Annotated in this window: 15 protein-coding genes and 1 tRNA gene (1 of these 16 cut by a window edge); 10 read left to right on the forward strand and 6 right to left on the reverse strand. The window is 31.3% G+C overall.

The features are described from left to right. The first annotated feature begins 94 nt into the window (after nucleotides 1-94). Together recF and ACTPNM_RS06660 are read left to right on the forward strand one after the other, a co-directional pair. Nucleotides 95-1,174, forward strand: a complete 1,080-nt coding sequence (gene recF, locus ACTPNM_RS06655; protein ID WP_440121089.1) for a DNA replication/repair protein RecF — start codon at nucleotides 95-97, stop codon at nucleotides 1,172-1,174. A 34-nt stretch (nucleotides 1,175-1,208) separates the two neighbouring features. Further along, nucleotides 1,209-1,508, forward strand: coding sequence for a DUF721 domain-containing protein (locus tag ACTPNM_RS06660; protein WP_440121090.1), 300 nt, complete (start codon nucleotides 1,209-1,211; stop codon nucleotides 1,506-1,508). 124 nt (nucleotides 1,509-1,632) lie between these two features. On the opposite strand, the gene ACTPNM_RS06665 is transcribed toward ACTPNM_RS06660, so the two are convergent. The 4 genes from ACTPNM_RS06665 to ACTPNM_RS06680 all read right to left on the reverse strand — a co-directional run bounded on the left by ACTPNM_RS06665 (nucleotide 1,633) and on the right by ACTPNM_RS06680 (nucleotide 4,982). After that, nucleotides 1,633-2,406: a DUF7151 family protein gene (locus tag ACTPNM_RS06665; protein ID WP_440121091.1), complete on the reverse strand. Its 774-nt coding sequence runs from the start codon at nucleotides 2,404-2,406 to the stop codon at nucleotides 1,633-1,635. Between the two features lie 373 nt (nucleotides 2,407-2,779). Beyond that, complete coding sequence (locus tag ACTPNM_RS06670) at nucleotides 2,780-3,187, reverse strand: hypothetical protein (RefSeq protein WP_440121092.1); 408 nt, start codon at nucleotides 3,185-3,187, stop codon at nucleotides 2,780-2,782. Nucleotides 3,188-3,445: 258 nt separating this feature from the next. Beyond that, the gene (locus tag ACTPNM_RS06675; RefSeq protein ID WP_028892988.1) at nucleotides 3,446-3,865 is read right to left on the reverse strand and encodes a nucleoside-diphosphate kinase; all 420 of its coding nucleotides are present in this window, start codon (nucleotides 3,863-3,865) and stop codon (nucleotides 3,446-3,448) included. Nucleotides 3,866-3,974: 109 nt separating this feature from the next. Then, nucleotides 3,975-4,982 carry an alkaline phosphatase D family protein gene (locus ACTPNM_RS06680; RefSeq protein ID WP_440121093.1) on the reverse strand — a complete coding sequence of 336 codons (1,008 nt, stop codon included), beginning with the start codon at nucleotides 4,980-4,982 and terminating at the stop codon, nucleotides 3,975-3,977. A gap of 81 nt (nucleotides 4,983-5,063) precedes the next feature. Between ACTPNM_RS06680 and ACTPNM_RS06685 the strand changes: the two genes are divergently transcribed. From ACTPNM_RS06685 to ACTPNM_RS06705, 5 genes are all read left to right on the forward strand, one after another. After that, nucleotides 5,064-6,092: a DHH family phosphoesterase gene (locus ACTPNM_RS06685; RefSeq protein WP_440121094.1), complete on the forward strand. Its 1,029-nt coding sequence runs from the start codon at nucleotides 5,064-5,066 to the stop codon at nucleotides 6,090-6,092. Continuing rightward, nucleotides 6,082-6,621, forward strand: coding sequence for a gliding motility-associated peptidyl-prolyl isomerase GldI (gene gldI / locus ACTPNM_RS06690; RefSeq protein WP_440121095.1), 540 nt, complete (start codon nucleotides 6,082-6,084; stop codon nucleotides 6,619-6,621). Before ACTPNM_RS06685 ends, gldI begins: the two co-directional genes overlap by 11 nt. Continuing rightward, nucleotides 6,618-7,343, forward strand: a complete 726-nt coding sequence (locus ACTPNM_RS06695) for an FKBP-type peptidyl-prolyl cis-trans isomerase (protein WP_274641343.1) — start codon at nucleotides 6,618-6,620, stop codon at nucleotides 7,341-7,343. Before gldI ends, ACTPNM_RS06695 begins: the two co-directional genes overlap by 4 nt. 87 nt (nucleotides 7,344-7,430) lie before the next feature. Then, a complete protein-coding gene (locus tag ACTPNM_RS06700) occupies nucleotides 7,431-8,480 on the forward strand; it encodes a peptidylprolyl isomerase (RefSeq protein ID WP_440121096.1) in 1,050 nt (349 codons plus the stop codon). Between the two features lie 2 nt (nucleotides 8,481-8,482). Continuing rightward, nucleotides 8,483-9,055 carry a phosphatase PAP2 family protein gene (locus tag ACTPNM_RS06705; RefSeq protein WP_440121097.1) on the forward strand — a complete coding sequence of 191 codons (573 nt, stop codon included), beginning with the start codon at nucleotides 8,483-8,485 and terminating at the stop codon, nucleotides 9,053-9,055. 116 nt (nucleotides 9,056-9,171) lie between these two features. On the opposite strand, the gene ACTPNM_RS06710 is transcribed toward ACTPNM_RS06705, so the two are convergent. Next, nucleotides 9,172-9,256, reverse strand: a tRNA-Ser gene (locus ACTPNM_RS06710). Nucleotides 9,257-9,550: 294 nt separating this feature from the next. On the opposite strand from ACTPNM_RS06710, the gene aroC reads away from it, so the two are divergent. Beyond that, a complete protein-coding gene (aroC, locus tag ACTPNM_RS06715) occupies nucleotides 9,551-10,612 on the forward strand; it encodes a chorismate synthase (RefSeq protein ID WP_440121098.1) in 1,062 nt (353 codons plus the stop codon). A gap of 62 nt (nucleotides 10,613-10,674) precedes the next feature. Here aroC and ACTPNM_RS06720 read toward each other — a convergent pair whose 3' ends face one another. After that, entirely contained in the window at nucleotides 10,675-11,514 is an 840-nt protein-coding gene (locus tag ACTPNM_RS06720) for a M57 family metalloprotease (protein ID WP_121145701.1), read from the reverse strand. Between the two features lie 147 nt (nucleotides 11,515-11,661). Between ACTPNM_RS06720 and ACTPNM_RS06725 the strand changes: the two genes are divergently transcribed. Both ACTPNM_RS06725 and ACTPNM_RS06730 read left to right on the forward strand, forming a co-directional pair. Further along, nucleotides 11,662-14,406, forward strand: coding sequence for a S8 family serine peptidase (locus ACTPNM_RS06725; RefSeq protein ID WP_440121099.1), 2,745 nt, complete (start codon nucleotides 11,662-11,664; stop codon nucleotides 14,404-14,406). Nucleotides 14,407-14,582: 176 nt separating this feature from the next. Continuing rightward, nucleotides 14,583-15,293, forward strand: partial view of a PA0069 family radical SAM protein gene (locus tag ACTPNM_RS06730; RefSeq protein ID WP_440121100.1) — the 5' portion only. 354 nt of this gene lie beyond the right edge of the window; only the first 711 of its 1,065 coding nucleotides appear in the window; the start codon lies at nucleotides 14,583-14,585; the stop codon falls past the right edge of the window.

The following is a 15,293-nucleotide window of genomic DNA, read 5'->3' on the forward strand; positions in this document are numbered from 1 at the left end:
GGCGACAAAAATAGTTTTTTTAATTGGATTTTAAAAGTCGTTTTTTCGTAAATTTTCGATAATTTGCGCTTTCTTTTAGTAATAAGGCTTATTCATGTATTTGCAAAAACTATCTTTGGTAAATTTTAAGAATATTGAATCGCAAACTTTTGATTTTCAAAAGAAAATTAACTGTTTTGTAGGGAATAATGGTATTGGAAAAACCAATGTGTTAGACGCAATTTATTATCTGTCTTTTGCAAAAAGTTACTTTAATTCGATTGCAGGACAGAATATTCGTCACGGTCAGGATTTTTTTATGGTTGAAGGAGATTATTTGTTAAATAATCGACAAGAAAAAATTATTTGCTCTTTAAAAAGAGGTCAAAAAAAAGTATTGAAACGTAACGGAAAAGCTTACGAAAAATTTTCTGAACATATAGGGCAGTTACCGTTGGTGATTATTTCTCCTGCGGATAGGGATTTAATTGTTGAAGGAAGCGAAACTCGTCGTAAATTTATTGACGGAGTAATTTCTCAACAAGACAAAAAGTATTTACAAACTTTAATTTCGTATACTAAAACGGTAAGTCAGCGAAATGCTTTGTTGAAATATTTTGCCGCTAATAGAACATTTGATTCTCTGAATTTAAAAGTATATGATGAGCAATTAATTGAATACGGAACGATTATTTATAATAAAAGAAAGGCTTTTTTAGAAGAATTTGTGCCTATTTTTAATGCAAAACATCAAATTATTTCAGGAGCAAATGAAGAGGTGAATTTGCGTTATAAAAGTCAATTACACGATATGTCTTTAGAAAATTTGTTACAGCAAAATATAGAAAAAGACAAGATGTTACAGTATACATCGGTAGGAATTCATAGAGATGATTTAAACTTTGAAATTCAAGAACATCCTATTAAAAAATTTGGTTCTCAAGGACAACAAAAATCGTATTTAATAGCGTTAAAGTTAGCGCAGTTTGAGTTTATAAAAAAACAATCTAATGTAACTCCAATTTTGTTATTGGATGATATTTTTGATAAGTTAGATGAAAATAGAGTTGCTCAAATCGTTGATTTGGTAAATAGTGATGAGTTTGGACAGATTTTTATTACAGATACACATGCTGATAGAACAGAAGAGGTGATAAAAAAGAGTAATCAAGAATATCAGATTTTTAAGTTATAATGTTGCTATATAAGTAAGACAAAAAATAAAACTAATGGCTAAAAGAGAAAATGATAGTTTTTTATTAAAAGACTTGATGGGAAGTTTTATCCAAGAGAACAATAAACTAAAAAAGGGTTTTCAAAAAATTCATATTGACGAAGCTTGGGAAAAACTTATGGGGGCTGGAGTTGCTTCTTATACAAGCGAAGTAAAATTACAAAACGGAACCTTAATTGTTCGATTATCTTCTTCGGTACTACGAGAAGAGTTAAGCTACGGAAAAGATAAAATAATACGCATGATTAACGAAGAAATAGGAGAGGAACTCGTTAAAAAACTAATGTTGGTATAAGCTAGTGTTTCAAAAGTTTTTGCTATAGTCGTTTCAGTTTTATACGGAAGCAAAAAAGGGAGTGTTAAGCTCCCTAGTTTTACTGTGTTTAAATTGTTTATAGAGTATTGCCGTACAACGATAATTATTTACGGTATAGATATAAATAACACTTATTTTTCATTGAAGAGTACGCTCCTTCTACTTCACTACGTAACCTTATTCCGAGATCTCTATTTCCAGAAGGAATTACATTATAAAGGTTAGGAGAAAAAATATTCTCGGCTGAGTTATAATTTTTACTTGATTTAATTTCCGAACCTTCAATTATCTTGTTATCTGTAAAATCGATTAATTCAATAATGCTATGGTTTGATAAACTTTCTGTGTAAGGAATTCCAACAAATATAATTGAATCAACACCAACATAATTGTCTTTGTTAAAACCGTATATCCCAATGCCTTTATGGCCAGCTGTAGTAGATGTAGATGTAGTAAATTCAATACTTATTCTGGTTTCTATATCACTATTACCATTACAAATATATTCTGTATTTTCAATTTCATTGTCATCTAGGATATTATTGTTGTTTAAGTCAATCCCTGAAGTCACTTTATATCCACCAGAAAGACAGTTGTCACCTATAGGTTCTAATAGAACATTAATTAAGGAATTTAAGCCATCAGATCCATCTTTACCATTACAAATGTATTTAATGTTCTCAATTTCATCATTATCTAGGGTGTTATTATTATTCAAGTCAATCCCTGAAATCACTTTATATCCACCAGAAGAACAGTTATTACCCGGGGGTTCTGTAATAAAGTCAATCAATGACTCGTTACCATCTAACCCTTCAGTCTCACACCCAACTGAAAACACAAAGAATATTGAATAAATTAAATAATGCTTTTTCATTTTTTTAATGTTTTAAATTGTAGAATTATTTCTTGCAATTTTTATAGAAAAATGCAAATCTATGTAATTTAAGGGGGTTTGATGTGTTTTAAAAAGGATTTTTTTTTGGTAAAGTAACTAAGATGTATTAAGTGTTTGTTCTTGAGTTTATTGTTAAGTTGTAGTATATATAGGTTAGGTGATGTAACTATAAAACAGAGTTCTAATCCATAATTAATGAAGGGTGTGGGTGTGGTAAAGTTTTTAAATCGAATTATATTAGTATAGGGTGTTTTGAGATTGCTATTTATAAGTTAACAAAGATAATTGTATAAAAAAACTCGCTACTAAACTATAGCGAGTTTTTTATTGTTATTTCTTTATTGAGTTGAAGCTAAACAATAACAATTGATGATTTTTCATTAGGATCATACTTGATGTTAATCGTTTCTCCAATTTTAGGTATAGATAGTTTAGATACATGCGTTGTGGTGCTAATATCAAAGTTTTCACCAGATGCTGGCTCAACATGAAGGCTTAACAGAATAATAGGGTCAAAATTAACTAATGATCCTGTGTCCTGTACTAGAGAAACTTTAGCTTTAGCAGGAGTTCCTTCTGTAATCAATCTTTGTTGTTTACCAACTAAATCGATTTGAGCTTCAGAGGCTTCAAGTATGTCGTTTGTTTCATCAACAAAACTTTTACCTAAGAATAATCTTGTTAGCCAGCCAACGATACCTCCTGATACTACTTTTTTTGTTTGTTGAATTGCTTGTTTTGGGTCTTGATCTTTTGCCATTTTTTTGATTTTAAGTTGTAGAATTATTTTCTGCTTTTTTTTAAAGCGGAAGGCAAAACTAGGTAATATAAAAGCTTTTTAAAAGGAAGTTGCTGGATAAAAGAAAGATTAAAAGTTAAGTGTTTGTTTTATAGTTTTTTAATGGAGGTAATGATTTTTTTTAGAATAAAAACTAAGTGTTATATAGAGTATTAAACAAAAAAACTCGTTACGATTATGTAACGAGTTTAATATATAAAGTTTATTTCTTACTAAGAATTAAAACATTTCTCTACCAGAAAAGTGGAAAGCACCTTCGATAGCTGCGTTTTCATCAGAATCAGAACCGTGCACTGCGTTTTCTCCAATAGAAGTAGCGTATAACTGACGGATAGTTCCTTCAGCAGCTTCAGCTGGGTTTGTAGCACCGATTAAAGTTCTAAAATCTTCTACAGCATTGTCTTTTTCTAAGATAGCAGCGATGATTGGTCCGCGAGTCATAAACTCAACTAATTCACCAAAGAAAGGACGCTCACTGTGTACTCCGTAAAAAGTCTCAGCATCACGCTTAGTCATCTGTGTTTTTTTCATAGCTACGATTCTGAAACCTGCAGCATTAATTTTTTCTAAAATTGCACCAGTATGTCCGTTTTCTACAGCATCTGGTTTAATCATTGTAAAAGTTCTATTTGTTGCCATTATTAAATGTAATAAATATCAGTAAATGATAAATTCCTTAATTGTTGTTGCTTATGCAAATTTGCGCATAAATCGGCGCAAAAATACACTTTTTAATGTTATTAGCAAGTTAAGGGTATATTTGATTGATTTCTTGTAAGATAACCCCATTTTTGCCACGCATTTGAAAACTAACTTTTTTAGTTTTTAAGTCTAAAATCAACATGCCATAGCTTAAAGAGTTAACGACATTACCAACTCTAAAGTCGTTTTTTTCTGAGGTAAATGAAGAATAGGAGTGTGTTAATCCGCTTGAAGTAAAATCAATAATTGGATATTTTACTTCGTTAATGTTAGTCTTAGAAAACTCAGAAATATGTCTGTCGCCAGAAAGAAGAATGACATTAGTATTTGTTGATTTTTGAATCAAATTGAATAATTTATCTACTTCGTGTGGAAAGTTAGCCCATTTTTCAAAACCATGTTCTTTAGGTAATATTTGAATACTGCTAACTATCACAGTAAAGTTTGCTGTAGAATTTGTTAACTCATTAGTGAGCCATTCCCATTGAGTTTTTCCTAAAACTGTACCTTCATTGTATTTATTTGGTTGAAAACGTTGTCCGTTTGTTCCTTTAGAGAGTGAAGTTCTAAAATAACGAGTATCTAAAACAATAATTTTAACACTACCTTTTTCTGTTTTAAAAGTTTTAGAGTGATAAACGCCTTTTTGTTTTCTTCTTGGTGAGTTTTTGGGTATGTTTAAAAAGTCTAAAAATAATTGTTGACTTTCATCTTTCATTACAAATTCTACTCCTGCATCATTTTTACCATAATCATGATCATCCCATGTAGCAAGAATAGGAATCTTAGTGGTTAGTTTTTTATAACTTTTTACATTTTTTTGAGTTTTATACATGCGTTTCATTTTACGCATATTATTGGTGTCTGCATAAATGTTGTCTCCACCCCATATCCATACATCTGGTTCAAGAGATAAAATGTCTTCCCAAAAAGGGTTGTTAAGTCTCTGATTATTACAAGAACCAAAAGTAATTGTAAATGTTTCTTGGCTAAAAGAGGTTAGAGAAAAGGCTACTAATAATACAAATGAAGTAGTAAATTTCATAATGGTCATGGTAATTTTATTTTTGAACGAAGAAACAAAAAGAAATACATAAAAAGGTTAATATAGCATTAATTTGTATATTCGCCTTTTATGATTTTGAAACACTTTACAGAACTGCAAGAATTCTTGTCAGAACCTAGAAATGTTGTGATAATTGGGCATAGAAATCCTGATGGAGATGCAATAGGTTCAACGTTAGGATTAAAACATTATTTAGATAAAAAAGGGCATACTACTCAGGTATTAATGCCAAACGAGTACCCTGATTTTTTACATTGGGTTCCTGGGTCAAAAACCGTAAAACGTTTTGATCGTCAAAACAAACAATCAGTCAAAGCCTTATCGAAGTCTGATATTATTTTTTTACTAGACTTTAATGCATTGCATAGAGTTGGAAATGACATGCAAAACACATTAGAGCAATATGAAAATGATTTTGCTTTAATAGATCATCATCAACAGCCAGATGATTTTATGTATATGTACTCTGATACATCTATGTCTTCAACATGTCAAATGGTATACAATTTTATTGAAATGATGGGAGATGTTGATTTGATAGATAAGAATATAGCTACTTGTTTGTATACGGGTATTATGACAGATACAGGTTCATTCCGTTTTAGATCTACAACAAGTACGACTCATAGAATTATAGCAGACTTGATAGATAAAGGAGCTGAAAATGATAGAATTCATAGTAATATTCATGATGCAAATTCTTACAACAGGTTATTGTTGCTAGGACAGGCTTTGAGTAATATGAAAGTTTTACCAGAGTATAAAACAGCCTTCATAATCTTAACGGAAGAAGAGAAAAAACGATTTCATTACGAAAAAGGAGATACAGAAGGGGTTGTGAATTATGCATTATCTTTGAAAGGGATTGTGTTTGCAGCTATTTTTATAGAAGATGAAGAACAGGGGATTGTAAAAATATCTTTCCGTTCAAAAGGAAGTTTTTCTGTAAACCAGTTTGCTCGTAACTATTTTAATGGAGGAGGACATGATAATGCTGCAGGAGGCAGAAGTGATGATAATATGGAAAATACGATAGAGAGATTTAAGTCGTTATTACCTACATACCAACAAGAGTTAGAAAATTCGTATGAAGCGTAAAATAACATTTTTTGTTTTTATAGCATTAGTTGTAGTGTCTTGTAAAGAACCTCAGGCAAGAAGACCAAAGCAGCATGGTACAACAAATTTTTATAAAGAAGTTCTTAAAGAGAATAAGAAGTTAAATGCTTTAGAAAAACAGCGTTTAGAAGAATGGGTCGCTAAAGATACTGTTAAAGAATATAAAAGTTCACCTAATGGTTTTTGGTATACATATGTAACTAAAGACACATTAAATTTAAGTTCTCCACAAGTTGAAGATTTGGTAATGTTGTCATATAATATAACAGATCTTAATGGAGATGTTCTTTATGAAACAAAGGAGAGAAGTTATAAAGTAGATAAAGAAGATTTTATTCCTGCATTACAAGATGGAATAAAGTTGATGAAAAAAGGAGAAACCATTACATTTGTAATTCCATCATACAGAGCCTTTGGAGTAACAGGAGATGGAAATAAAATAGCTGTAAATCAGCCAATACAAAGTACAGTAACATTAATCGATATAAAATCAAAAAAAGAAGAATGAAATTAACCAACATTTTAGCAGCTACAGTTGTAGGTTTATCAATTGTTTCATGCAGTAACGGTCAGTTCAAACAAAAAAGTTCATTAGCAACAGAAGTAGACTCTGTAAGTTATGCTTTAGGTTTAGATATGGCTAATAAAATTAAAACAAACTTTGATGAAATGGATCAAGATTTGTTTGTACAAGGTTTTAAAAACGGAATGGATTCTACAAACTTATTAGTAGAGTCAAAAGACATAAATAATATCTTAAGAGCATTTTTTCAAAAGAAGCAACAAGAAAAAATGAAACAAATGCAAGAAGAGCAAGCTAAAAAAGCAGAAGCTGAATTTGGAGACAATAAAAAAGCAGGAGAAGACTTTTTAGCAGAAAATAAAACAAAAGATGGAGTAAAAGCTACTGAAAGTGGTTTGCAGTATGTTGTTTTAAAAGAAGGAGAAGGAGATGCACCCACGGCTAGCTCTAGAGTTAAAGTTCATTATCATGGAACTTTAATTGATGGAACTGTTTTTGATAGTTCTGTGGAAAAAGGAGAGCCTGCTGAATTTGGAGTAAGTCAAGTAATTAAAGGATGGACAGAAGGTTTACAGTTAATGAAGCCAGGAGCAAAATATAAATTCTTTATTCCACAAGAATTAGCTTATGGTCCACAACAAAGAGGTCAGCACATTAAGCCTTTTTCTGCTCTAGTTTTTGAGGTAGAATTATTAGAAGTAAAATAAATAAAACTTAAATAGTTGATAATTAATTAGGTTAGCACTTGCTGTTAACCTAATTAATTGTTTATAGGAGAAAATAAATTAAAATAAATGAAATTATTTAAAATAGTACTTGTTACGCTACTAGTATTTGTATCGTGCAAATCAGCTAAATACCCTAGTTTAGAGAACGGGCTGTATGCAGATATCCAAACTAATAGAGGTGATATTTTGGTGAAGTTTTTTTACGATAAAGTACCAATGACAGTGGCAAACTTTGTGGCATTAAGTGAGGGGAGTCATCCTAAAATGATTGATTCTTTAAAAGGTACACCGTTTTATGATGGAACTAAGTTTCATAGGGTAATTAAAGATTTTATGATACAAGGGGGGGATATAACAGGAACTGGTTCAGGAGATGCTGGTTATACATTTGCAGATGAATTTCCAATGGATGATGAAGGTAACCTATTGTATAAACATGATGGACCAGGAGTACTGTCGATGGCAAATTACTCGAGACCAGTTACAAATTCAAGTCAGTTTTTTATAACACATAAAGCAACACCTTGGTTAGATGGTGGACACTCTGTTTTTGGTCGTGTTTTACAAGGTCAAGCTATAGTGGATACTATTCAGAAAAATGATTATATAAAGCATATAGAAATTTTAAGAATAGGAGAGGAGGCCTCTAAATTTGATGCACCAGTAGTTTTTGAACAAGAGCTAGCAAACGTTGAAAAGAAAGAAGAAGAGAGGAAGAAAAAATTAGAGGAATTAAAACAAAGATACCAAGAAGAGCAAGGAATTAATGATGCGGTTACAACCGATTCAGGATTGAAAATTTTGTCCTTACAAAAAGGAAATGGGAAAAAGGTAAATCCAGCATTGCCTACTACAGCACATTATACGTTGTATTTGGCAGATGGAAGAAAAATTGATTCTAGTTTAGATAAAGGTGAGGTTTTTGTTTTTACTGTTGATGATGAAAACTTTCCGTTAATAGCAGGATGGAAAGAAGGTGTAAAGACAATGAGAGAAGGAGACAAAGTACGATTGTTTATCCCTTCTTATTTAGGGTATGGTGATCGTAGAGTAGGTCCAATACCTCCAAAGTCAGATTTAATTTTTGAAATAGAAGTTTTAAAAGTAGGAAAGTAGTTTTGATAGAAAATATTATACAAAAAGATAAAGAGCTTTTAATTTATCTTAACAATTTAGGAAGCGAACAGTGGGATAGTTTTTGGTTAACAATAACAAATCAATTTACTTGGACACCACTATTTGCTTTTGTGCTGTTTTTAGTGTTTAAACAGTTTGGATGGAAAAAAGGATTGTTTACAGTATTGTTTGTAGCAATTATTATTGCTTTTTCTGACCAATTCACAAATTTAATTAAAAACACTACAGAAAGAATTAGACCTTGTAATACAGAAGGTTTAAAAGAGTATTTAAGGAATTTTACATACAAGCCTAGAGGATATAGCTTTTGGTCTGGTCATGCTTCATTATCTACTACAATAACTACTTTTATGATTTTGTTATTGAGAAAACATTTTAAGTTGATTTATTTAATGATTTTGTTTCCTTTAATTTTTGGATATAGTAGAATATATTTAGGAGTGCATTTTCCTGTTGATGTTACAACAGGGTATGTTTCAGGGATGATTTTAGGAACATTATTTTATTTTGCATACTTAGCTTTAGAAAAGAAGCTAGGGGTAAGAAAGTGGTAGTTTCATATACATAAGGAAGTATAGTGCTTCTAATAAACTAAAAAAAGCTTACAGTTTTGTAAGCTTTTTTTCTTTAATCCCCTAAAAAAAAATCCGAAGCTTTCGCTTCGGACTTGCGGAGAAAGAGGGATTCGAACCCCCGGTCCTGTTACAGACAACGGTTTTCAAGACCGCCGCATTCGACCACTCTGCCATTTCTCCTGAGTGCCTCATCAGATATATTCCCTGATTGCGGGTGCAAATATATGACCTTTTTTCAATTCTAAAAAAGTTTTTTGCTACTTTTTTTAATAAAATTTAAGCATTAAAAAAGTTGTGAAACGTAACGCTTTTGCTATCAATAAGTTTGGTGTAAAATGCAAGAATAAAAAAATAAAGATAAAAGTGAGCAGACTCGAATAAAGGATATAATAACAAGTTAAGCTGCAATTATAAGAATGAAAATTATCGTTTTTAGTAAATAAATTCTACCTTCGTTCTATTAAATAATAAGATATGTTTAATTCATTCGGAAATACTTTAAAGCTAACTACGTTTGGTGAATCTCATGGAATTGCAATTGGAGGTGTAATAGATGGATTCCCTGCAGGAATGAAAGTTGATTTTGATGCTGTTCAGCAAGAATTAGATCGTCGTAAGCCAGGGCAATCTAAAATAGTAACGCAACGTAAAGAACCAGATACGGTTGAGTTTTTATCAGGTATTTTTGAAGGAGTGACCACAGGAGCCTCAATAGGCTTTGTGATAAAGAATACAAATCAAAAAAGTAAAGATTATAATCATAATACAGATGTATACCGTCCTTCACATGCTGATTATACGTATGATAAAAAATACGGAATAAGAGATCATAGAGGTGGTGGGAGAACATCTGCAAGAGAAACAGCTAATTGGGTTGTGGCAGGAGCTTTAGCTAAGCAATTAATCCTTCATATTAATATCAATGCATTTACATCATCAGTAGGTGATGTTTTCATGGTGAAACCATATCAAGATTTAGACTTTTCTAAAATAGAAAGCAACATTGTTCGTTGCCCTGATGAAGCATCAGCAGAAAAGATGATTGATAAGATTCATGAAATACGTAAAGCAGGTGATACTATCGGAGGAACAATAACTTGCGTAGCTCAAAATGTACCTGTAGGGTTAGGAGAACCTATTTTTCATAAGTTACATGCAGAACTAGGAAAAGCAATGCTTTCTATTAATGCAGTAAAAGGTTTTGAGTATGGAAGTGGTTTTTGTGGAGCAAAAATGCAAGGTTCTGAACACAATGATATTTTCAATCCAGATGGAACAACCCAATCTAATTTATCAGGAGGTATTCAAGGAGGAATCTCTAACGGAATGGATATTTACTTTAGAGTAGCTTTTAAACCCGTAGCAACGATAATGCAAAACCAAGCTACGACAAACTCGAAAGGTGAAGCCACTGAAATACATGGAAAAGGAAGACACGACCCTTGTGTAGTACCAAGAGCTGTACCTATTGTAGAAGCGTTAACAGCTTTAGTGCTCGCAGATTTTTGGTTAATGAGCAAAACTAGAAAAGTTTAAAAAATAAAAAGCCCAGATATAATATGTCTGGGCTTTCAAGTATCTTAAAAATACGACTCTTTCTAGTAAAGAGTTAACATTGCATTTTTATCGTTATTGTTAAATGTAGTAGCAGGTCCACAAGATTGCATAATAGAAGTATTATCAGATCCAGTTGGAGTACCAGCAATATGAATAGCTCCTACACCAGCGCTTCCTTCATTAACATTTTGTCCACAGCTTTCACGTGTTTGATAATCAGTATGACGGAAACCAATACAGTGTCCAATTTCATGAGCCATAGTACCAGCAAGCTCGCTAGAAGTAGGCGCAATAGATAATTCAAACCATCTACTGTTAATACCAAAACCTTTAGCAGGGTCCCCTCTTCTAGTTGGAAAACCAGCAGCTCTACCTAAAGTGATAAACCCACCACTTTCTAATTCGTAAAACTCATTAACTTCAATATCAGCCTTAGATTTACCTTTACCACCATAAGAAACTCTTTGGTAAGTTAATTGAGAACCTAAGTTGTTTAACATAACAATAGTTTTGTCTAAAGCATCTGAACCTAAAGTTCCTAAATCAGGAGAAACACTTACAGTAATAACTCTTGGTAAACCTGTTACTAAGTTAGTAGTTCTGTAATGTTCAGTGTTTGGAATGTTTGAACCTTCACCTAACTCATCAATTTGAGCAAAAGTAAAGAACATGTCTTCTACAGCCACACCTTTTTCTCCCATAAAGGTAGTTACTTTAGCTGAAGAGGTTTCGAAATAAGCAGCTTGTAGTTTTGAAACTATTTCGGGCGTAATTTCGCTAGTTTCGTTGTTTGGAATAGTCTCTTCTGAAGAGTTACATGCAGTAAACAAAATAACTGCAAAAGCCAAAAGGCTTAATAGTTGTGAATTTAAATTTTTCATTTTTTTGAAAGGATTTTTATTAAAAAACTTCAACGAATGTATGTTTTTATTATGAAATATGCAAAAAAAGTGTTTTATTTGCGTTAATAATATATTTTTATGAGGCTGTTTTTTCTTTTTGTTTTCGGAATATTTTTAACATTTAAAATGTACTCGCAAGTTGATTTTCCTGATTATGTGAAAAAAATAGAACCACAAAAAAATCAGGAAAAAGAGTTGAAAAAAAAATATTATTTAATTCATAAAAAAGATCTGATTTTCAATGAGAAAGAAGTTAATGTAATACGAAAATTAGACGAAAACTTTTTTATAATAACAAAAAAAGAAAAGCCTTTTTCATTTAAAGGAAATTTATTCGATATAAATAATAGGTGGAAACAGTCATATAGAGTTTCACAATTACCTAAAAAAAAGAATAAACAGGCGAAGGTTGTTGTCAAAACAATTAATTCAAAACTATTCTTAGAAGAAGTAGAAGAAAAAAATATAAATATTGAAGTACAGCATACGTATAAAAATATTCTAACTCTTAGAGTGTCTTCAGCTGATATAAGTAAATTAACCCGCTTGTATTATGTTGTTTATGTAGATGTTCAAAAAACTCCTAGTCCAGAAAAAATACCTATTGAAAAAGTAGATTTAAGTGTCAATAATATAAACAAACTTCAAAGTGACTTTAAAACGATCAATGGAGAAGGAATAACAGTTTCTGTAAAAGAATTGTTGTTTGATGTTGATGATATAGATTTAAGAAATAGAATAAAATTGTACGGAAATGAAACAGAAGATGTTTCTAGTCATGCAACTTTAATGGCTACTACAATAGGAGGAGCTGGGAATAGTACACATAACTCCAAAGGAGTTGCTTATCATAGTAATTTATCATCTTCAGACTTTAGTACGCTATTACCTGATAATGACACTTACTATCTTAACAATAATATATTTGTTCAAAACCATTCTTACGGAACAGAAATAGAAAATTTTTATGGAGCTGAAGCAAATGCTTATGATCAAAGCACAATTGATGTTCCTGAGTTACTTCATATATTTTCTTCTGGGAATACAGGAGAAGCATCATCTAATGAAGGGGCTTATCAAGGTATAGAAGGATATGCTAATATGACAGGGAACTATAAAATGGCTAAAAATGTTTTAGTTGTTGGAGGGGTAAATAAAGAATTAGTAGTAAATACAAGAAGTTCAAAAGGCCCTACTTATGATGGAAGAGTAAAACCAGAATTAGTAGCTCATGGACCAGACGGAACATCAGATGCTGCAGCTATAGTTTCTGGAGTAGCAACGTTACTACAACATAAATATAAAGAGGAAACAAACAAATTTCCTTCTTCGGCATTGTTAAAATCTGTATTAATTGCGGGAGCTGATGATATTGGTCCAAAAGGAATAGACTTTAAAAGTGGTTATGGTAATGTGAATAGTTATCAAAGTGTGGAGGTTTTAGAAAATGGAACATATATTAATGATGAAATTTCAAGTAATGAAGTTAAAGAATATTCAATTCCTATAAATACTGAGTCAAAAGAAATAAGAATAGCATTAGTTTGGAACGATGTTCCTGCTAATGTTAATGATAATAAAGCGTTGGTAAACGATCTAGATTTAGAAGTGAATAGTGGTGTAAATTCATGGTTACCTTGGGTTTTAGACGCTTCACCATCCAAAAGTTCGCTAGAAAAAGAAGCTGTATACGGAGAAGACCACTTAAATAATGTAGAATTAATAACGATTGACAATCCAGAAACAGGTACATATACTATAAAAGTAAAGGCAAATTCGTTAGCAACATCAACGCAGTCATTTTCGATCGCTTATTTTTATCAATCTAAAAATATTTTCACATGGAATTATCCTAATAAAGATGATAAGTTACCAACTGTAGCAGATAAATATGTACGATGGACAAATAACTTGGATTTTCCAATAAATAAAATTGAATACTCTATTAATAATGGAAGTTGGATAGAAATAGCAAACGCTACAAATGTTACAAAACCATACTTACTTTGGAATACTCCAGAAGTTAACGGAGTAGTTCAATTAAGAGCTTTAGTAAATGGGATATATTATAATTCAGAAGAATTTATAATTTCAGATATTATTACACCAATTGTCGATTTTAACTGTGATGAAAGTATTCAATTTAGCTGGGAGTCAGTTCCGAATGCAACAGCATATAATGTGCAACTGCTGGATGATACTTATATGTATACAAACTCAATAGTAAACGAAACGAATGTTGTAATTCCAAAAAGTACATTTAATACACCTTATATATCAATAACGCCAGTATTTAATAGTGAAGAAGGAGCTAAAGGTCAAACAATAAATTACAATTCGCAAGGAGTAAACTGTTATTATAAGAATTTTTTAGCCTTTGTGAAAAATGAAAATGTAGTAGATGTTCGATTAAGCTTGAGTACTTTGACGAATGTAGCTTCAGTTGTTTTTGAAAAAACACTCAATGGAGAAACTGAAATTATTCAAACCTTTACAGCTCTCAATGTTCAAGAACTCCAAACGGATGATATCAGTGTTAAAGGAGGAAAAAACGAATATAGAGCTAAAATTATTCTTTATGATGGAACAGAAATTTATACAGATAGTATAAAAATAGATTTTCCTTTTGACAATACCTTAAAAATATATCCAAATCCGGTAATAGCATCAGAAGGAATGTTTGTGTATTCAAGAGGAAACAACTTAGATATAGAAATTGTAGATGTTACAGGAAGAATAATTTATACAAACAAAATTCAAAAAATCAGGCAAACCATTCCTATACCAAATTTTAAAACAGGTTTATTGTTTGTGCGTATACTAAAAGAAGGGAAACAAATAGCAGTAAAAAAAATACTAGTAAAACCTTAACAGCTATAAATAATATTTAAGAACACTAAAACTTTTGTGTTAGTTTTTGTAATTTTACAAAGTCACTTCGGATGATTTCGTTACTCTATCGAAATTGTATCGAGAAGTTTATATAAACCTGTTCTCGATAAAGTCATTCTAAAGACAATTTTATAACGTTTTATTTAGATATGATTATGGGCTACATTAAAGGACGTGGTGCACAACACAACACACACAATAAATTTACGCAACATCAACACGAAGTGTTGGATGATTTCTTAAGCTATTGCGAAGCTGAAAACGAATCAGCAGACAATAATAAAACAACCTATTTAGAAATTTATCCTAAAACAATTCTTAATAAAGTGACAAGTCCAGATATTGGGTTTTCATATTCAATGAATCCATATCAAGGTTGTGAACACGGATGTGTTTATTGTTATGCGCGAAACACACATGAATATTGGGGGTATTCAGCAGGGTTAGATTTTGAACGTAAAATATTGTACAAAGCAAATGCACCAGAACTATTAGAGAAAAAACTACGAAGTCGTAACTGGCAACCACAAAATATTATGTTTTCTGGAAATACAGACTGTTATCAACCGATAGAAAAGAAACTTCAAATCACCCGAAAAATGCTACAAGTACTATTAAAGTTAAAGCATCCAGTAAGCATGATAACAAAAAATGCATTAATACTTCGTGATTTAGATATTTTAAAAGAAATGGCATCTCTTGATTTATTAAGGGTAAGTATATCTATCACATCACTATCAGAAGAAACAAGAAGAGTAGTAGAGCCAAGAACAGCGACCATCAAAAAAAGATTAGAAACAGTCAAAACCCTATCAGAAAATAACATACCAGTAAATGTAATGATGGCACCAATCATCCCTTCAATT

Source organism: Tenacibaculum sp. Ill (assembly GCF_051938915.1).
GTDB lineage: Bacteria > Bacteroidota > Bacteroidia > Flavobacteriales > Flavobacteriaceae > Polaribacter > Polaribacter larymnensis.

What these genes read in the sequence shown, in the direction of transcription:
- ACTPNM_RS06665 (WP_440121091.1), bottom strand. Translation starts at nt 2,406, where the DNA reads ATGAAAAAGCATTATTTAATTTATTCAATATTCTTTGTGTTTTCAGTT.
- ACTPNM_RS06670 (WP_440121092.1), bottom strand. Translation starts at nt 3,187, where the DNA reads ATGGCAAAAGATCAAGACCCAAAACAAGCAATTCAACAAACAAAAAAA.
- gldI (WP_440121095.1), top strand. Translation starts at nt 6,082, where the DNA reads ATGAAGCGTAAAATAACATTTTTTGTTTTTATAGCATTAGTTGTAGTG.
- aroC (WP_440121098.1), top strand. Translation starts at nt 9,551, where the DNA reads ATGTTTAATTCATTCGGAAATACTTTAAAGCTAACTACGTTTGGTGAA.
- ACTPNM_RS06660 (WP_440121090.1), top strand. Translation starts at nt 1,209, where the DNA reads ATGGCTAAAAGAGAAAATGATAGTTTTTTATTAAAAGACTTGATGGGA.
- ACTPNM_RS06725 (WP_440121099.1), top strand. Translation starts at nt 11,662, where the DNA reads ATGTACTCGCAAGTTGATTTTCCTGATTATGTGAAAAAAATAGAACCA.
- ACTPNM_RS06675 (WP_028892988.1), bottom strand. Translation starts at nt 3,865, where the DNA reads ATGGCAACAAATAGAACTTTTACAATGATTAAACCAGATGCTGTAGAA.
- recF (WP_440121089.1), top strand. Translation starts at nt 95, where the DNA reads ATGTATTTGCAAAAACTATCTTTGGTAAATTTTAAGAATATTGAATCG.
- ACTPNM_RS06695 (WP_274641343.1), top strand. Translation starts at nt 6,618, where the DNA reads ATGAAATTAACCAACATTTTAGCAGCTACAGTTGTAGGTTTATCAATT.
- ACTPNM_RS06685 (WP_440121094.1), top strand. Translation starts at nt 5,064, where the DNA reads ATGATTTTGAAACACTTTACAGAACTGCAAGAATTCTTGTCAGAACCT.
- ACTPNM_RS06720 (WP_121145701.1), bottom strand. Translation starts at nt 11,514, where the DNA reads ATGAAAAATTTAAATTCACAACTATTAAGCCTTTTGGCTTTTGCAGTT.
- ACTPNM_RS06680 (WP_440121093.1), bottom strand. Translation starts at nt 4,982, where the DNA reads ATGACCATTATGAAATTTACTACTTCATTTGTATTATTAGTAGCCTTT.
- ACTPNM_RS06700 (WP_440121096.1), top strand. Translation starts at nt 7,431, where the DNA reads ATGAAATTATTTAAAATAGTACTTGTTACGCTACTAGTATTTGTATCG.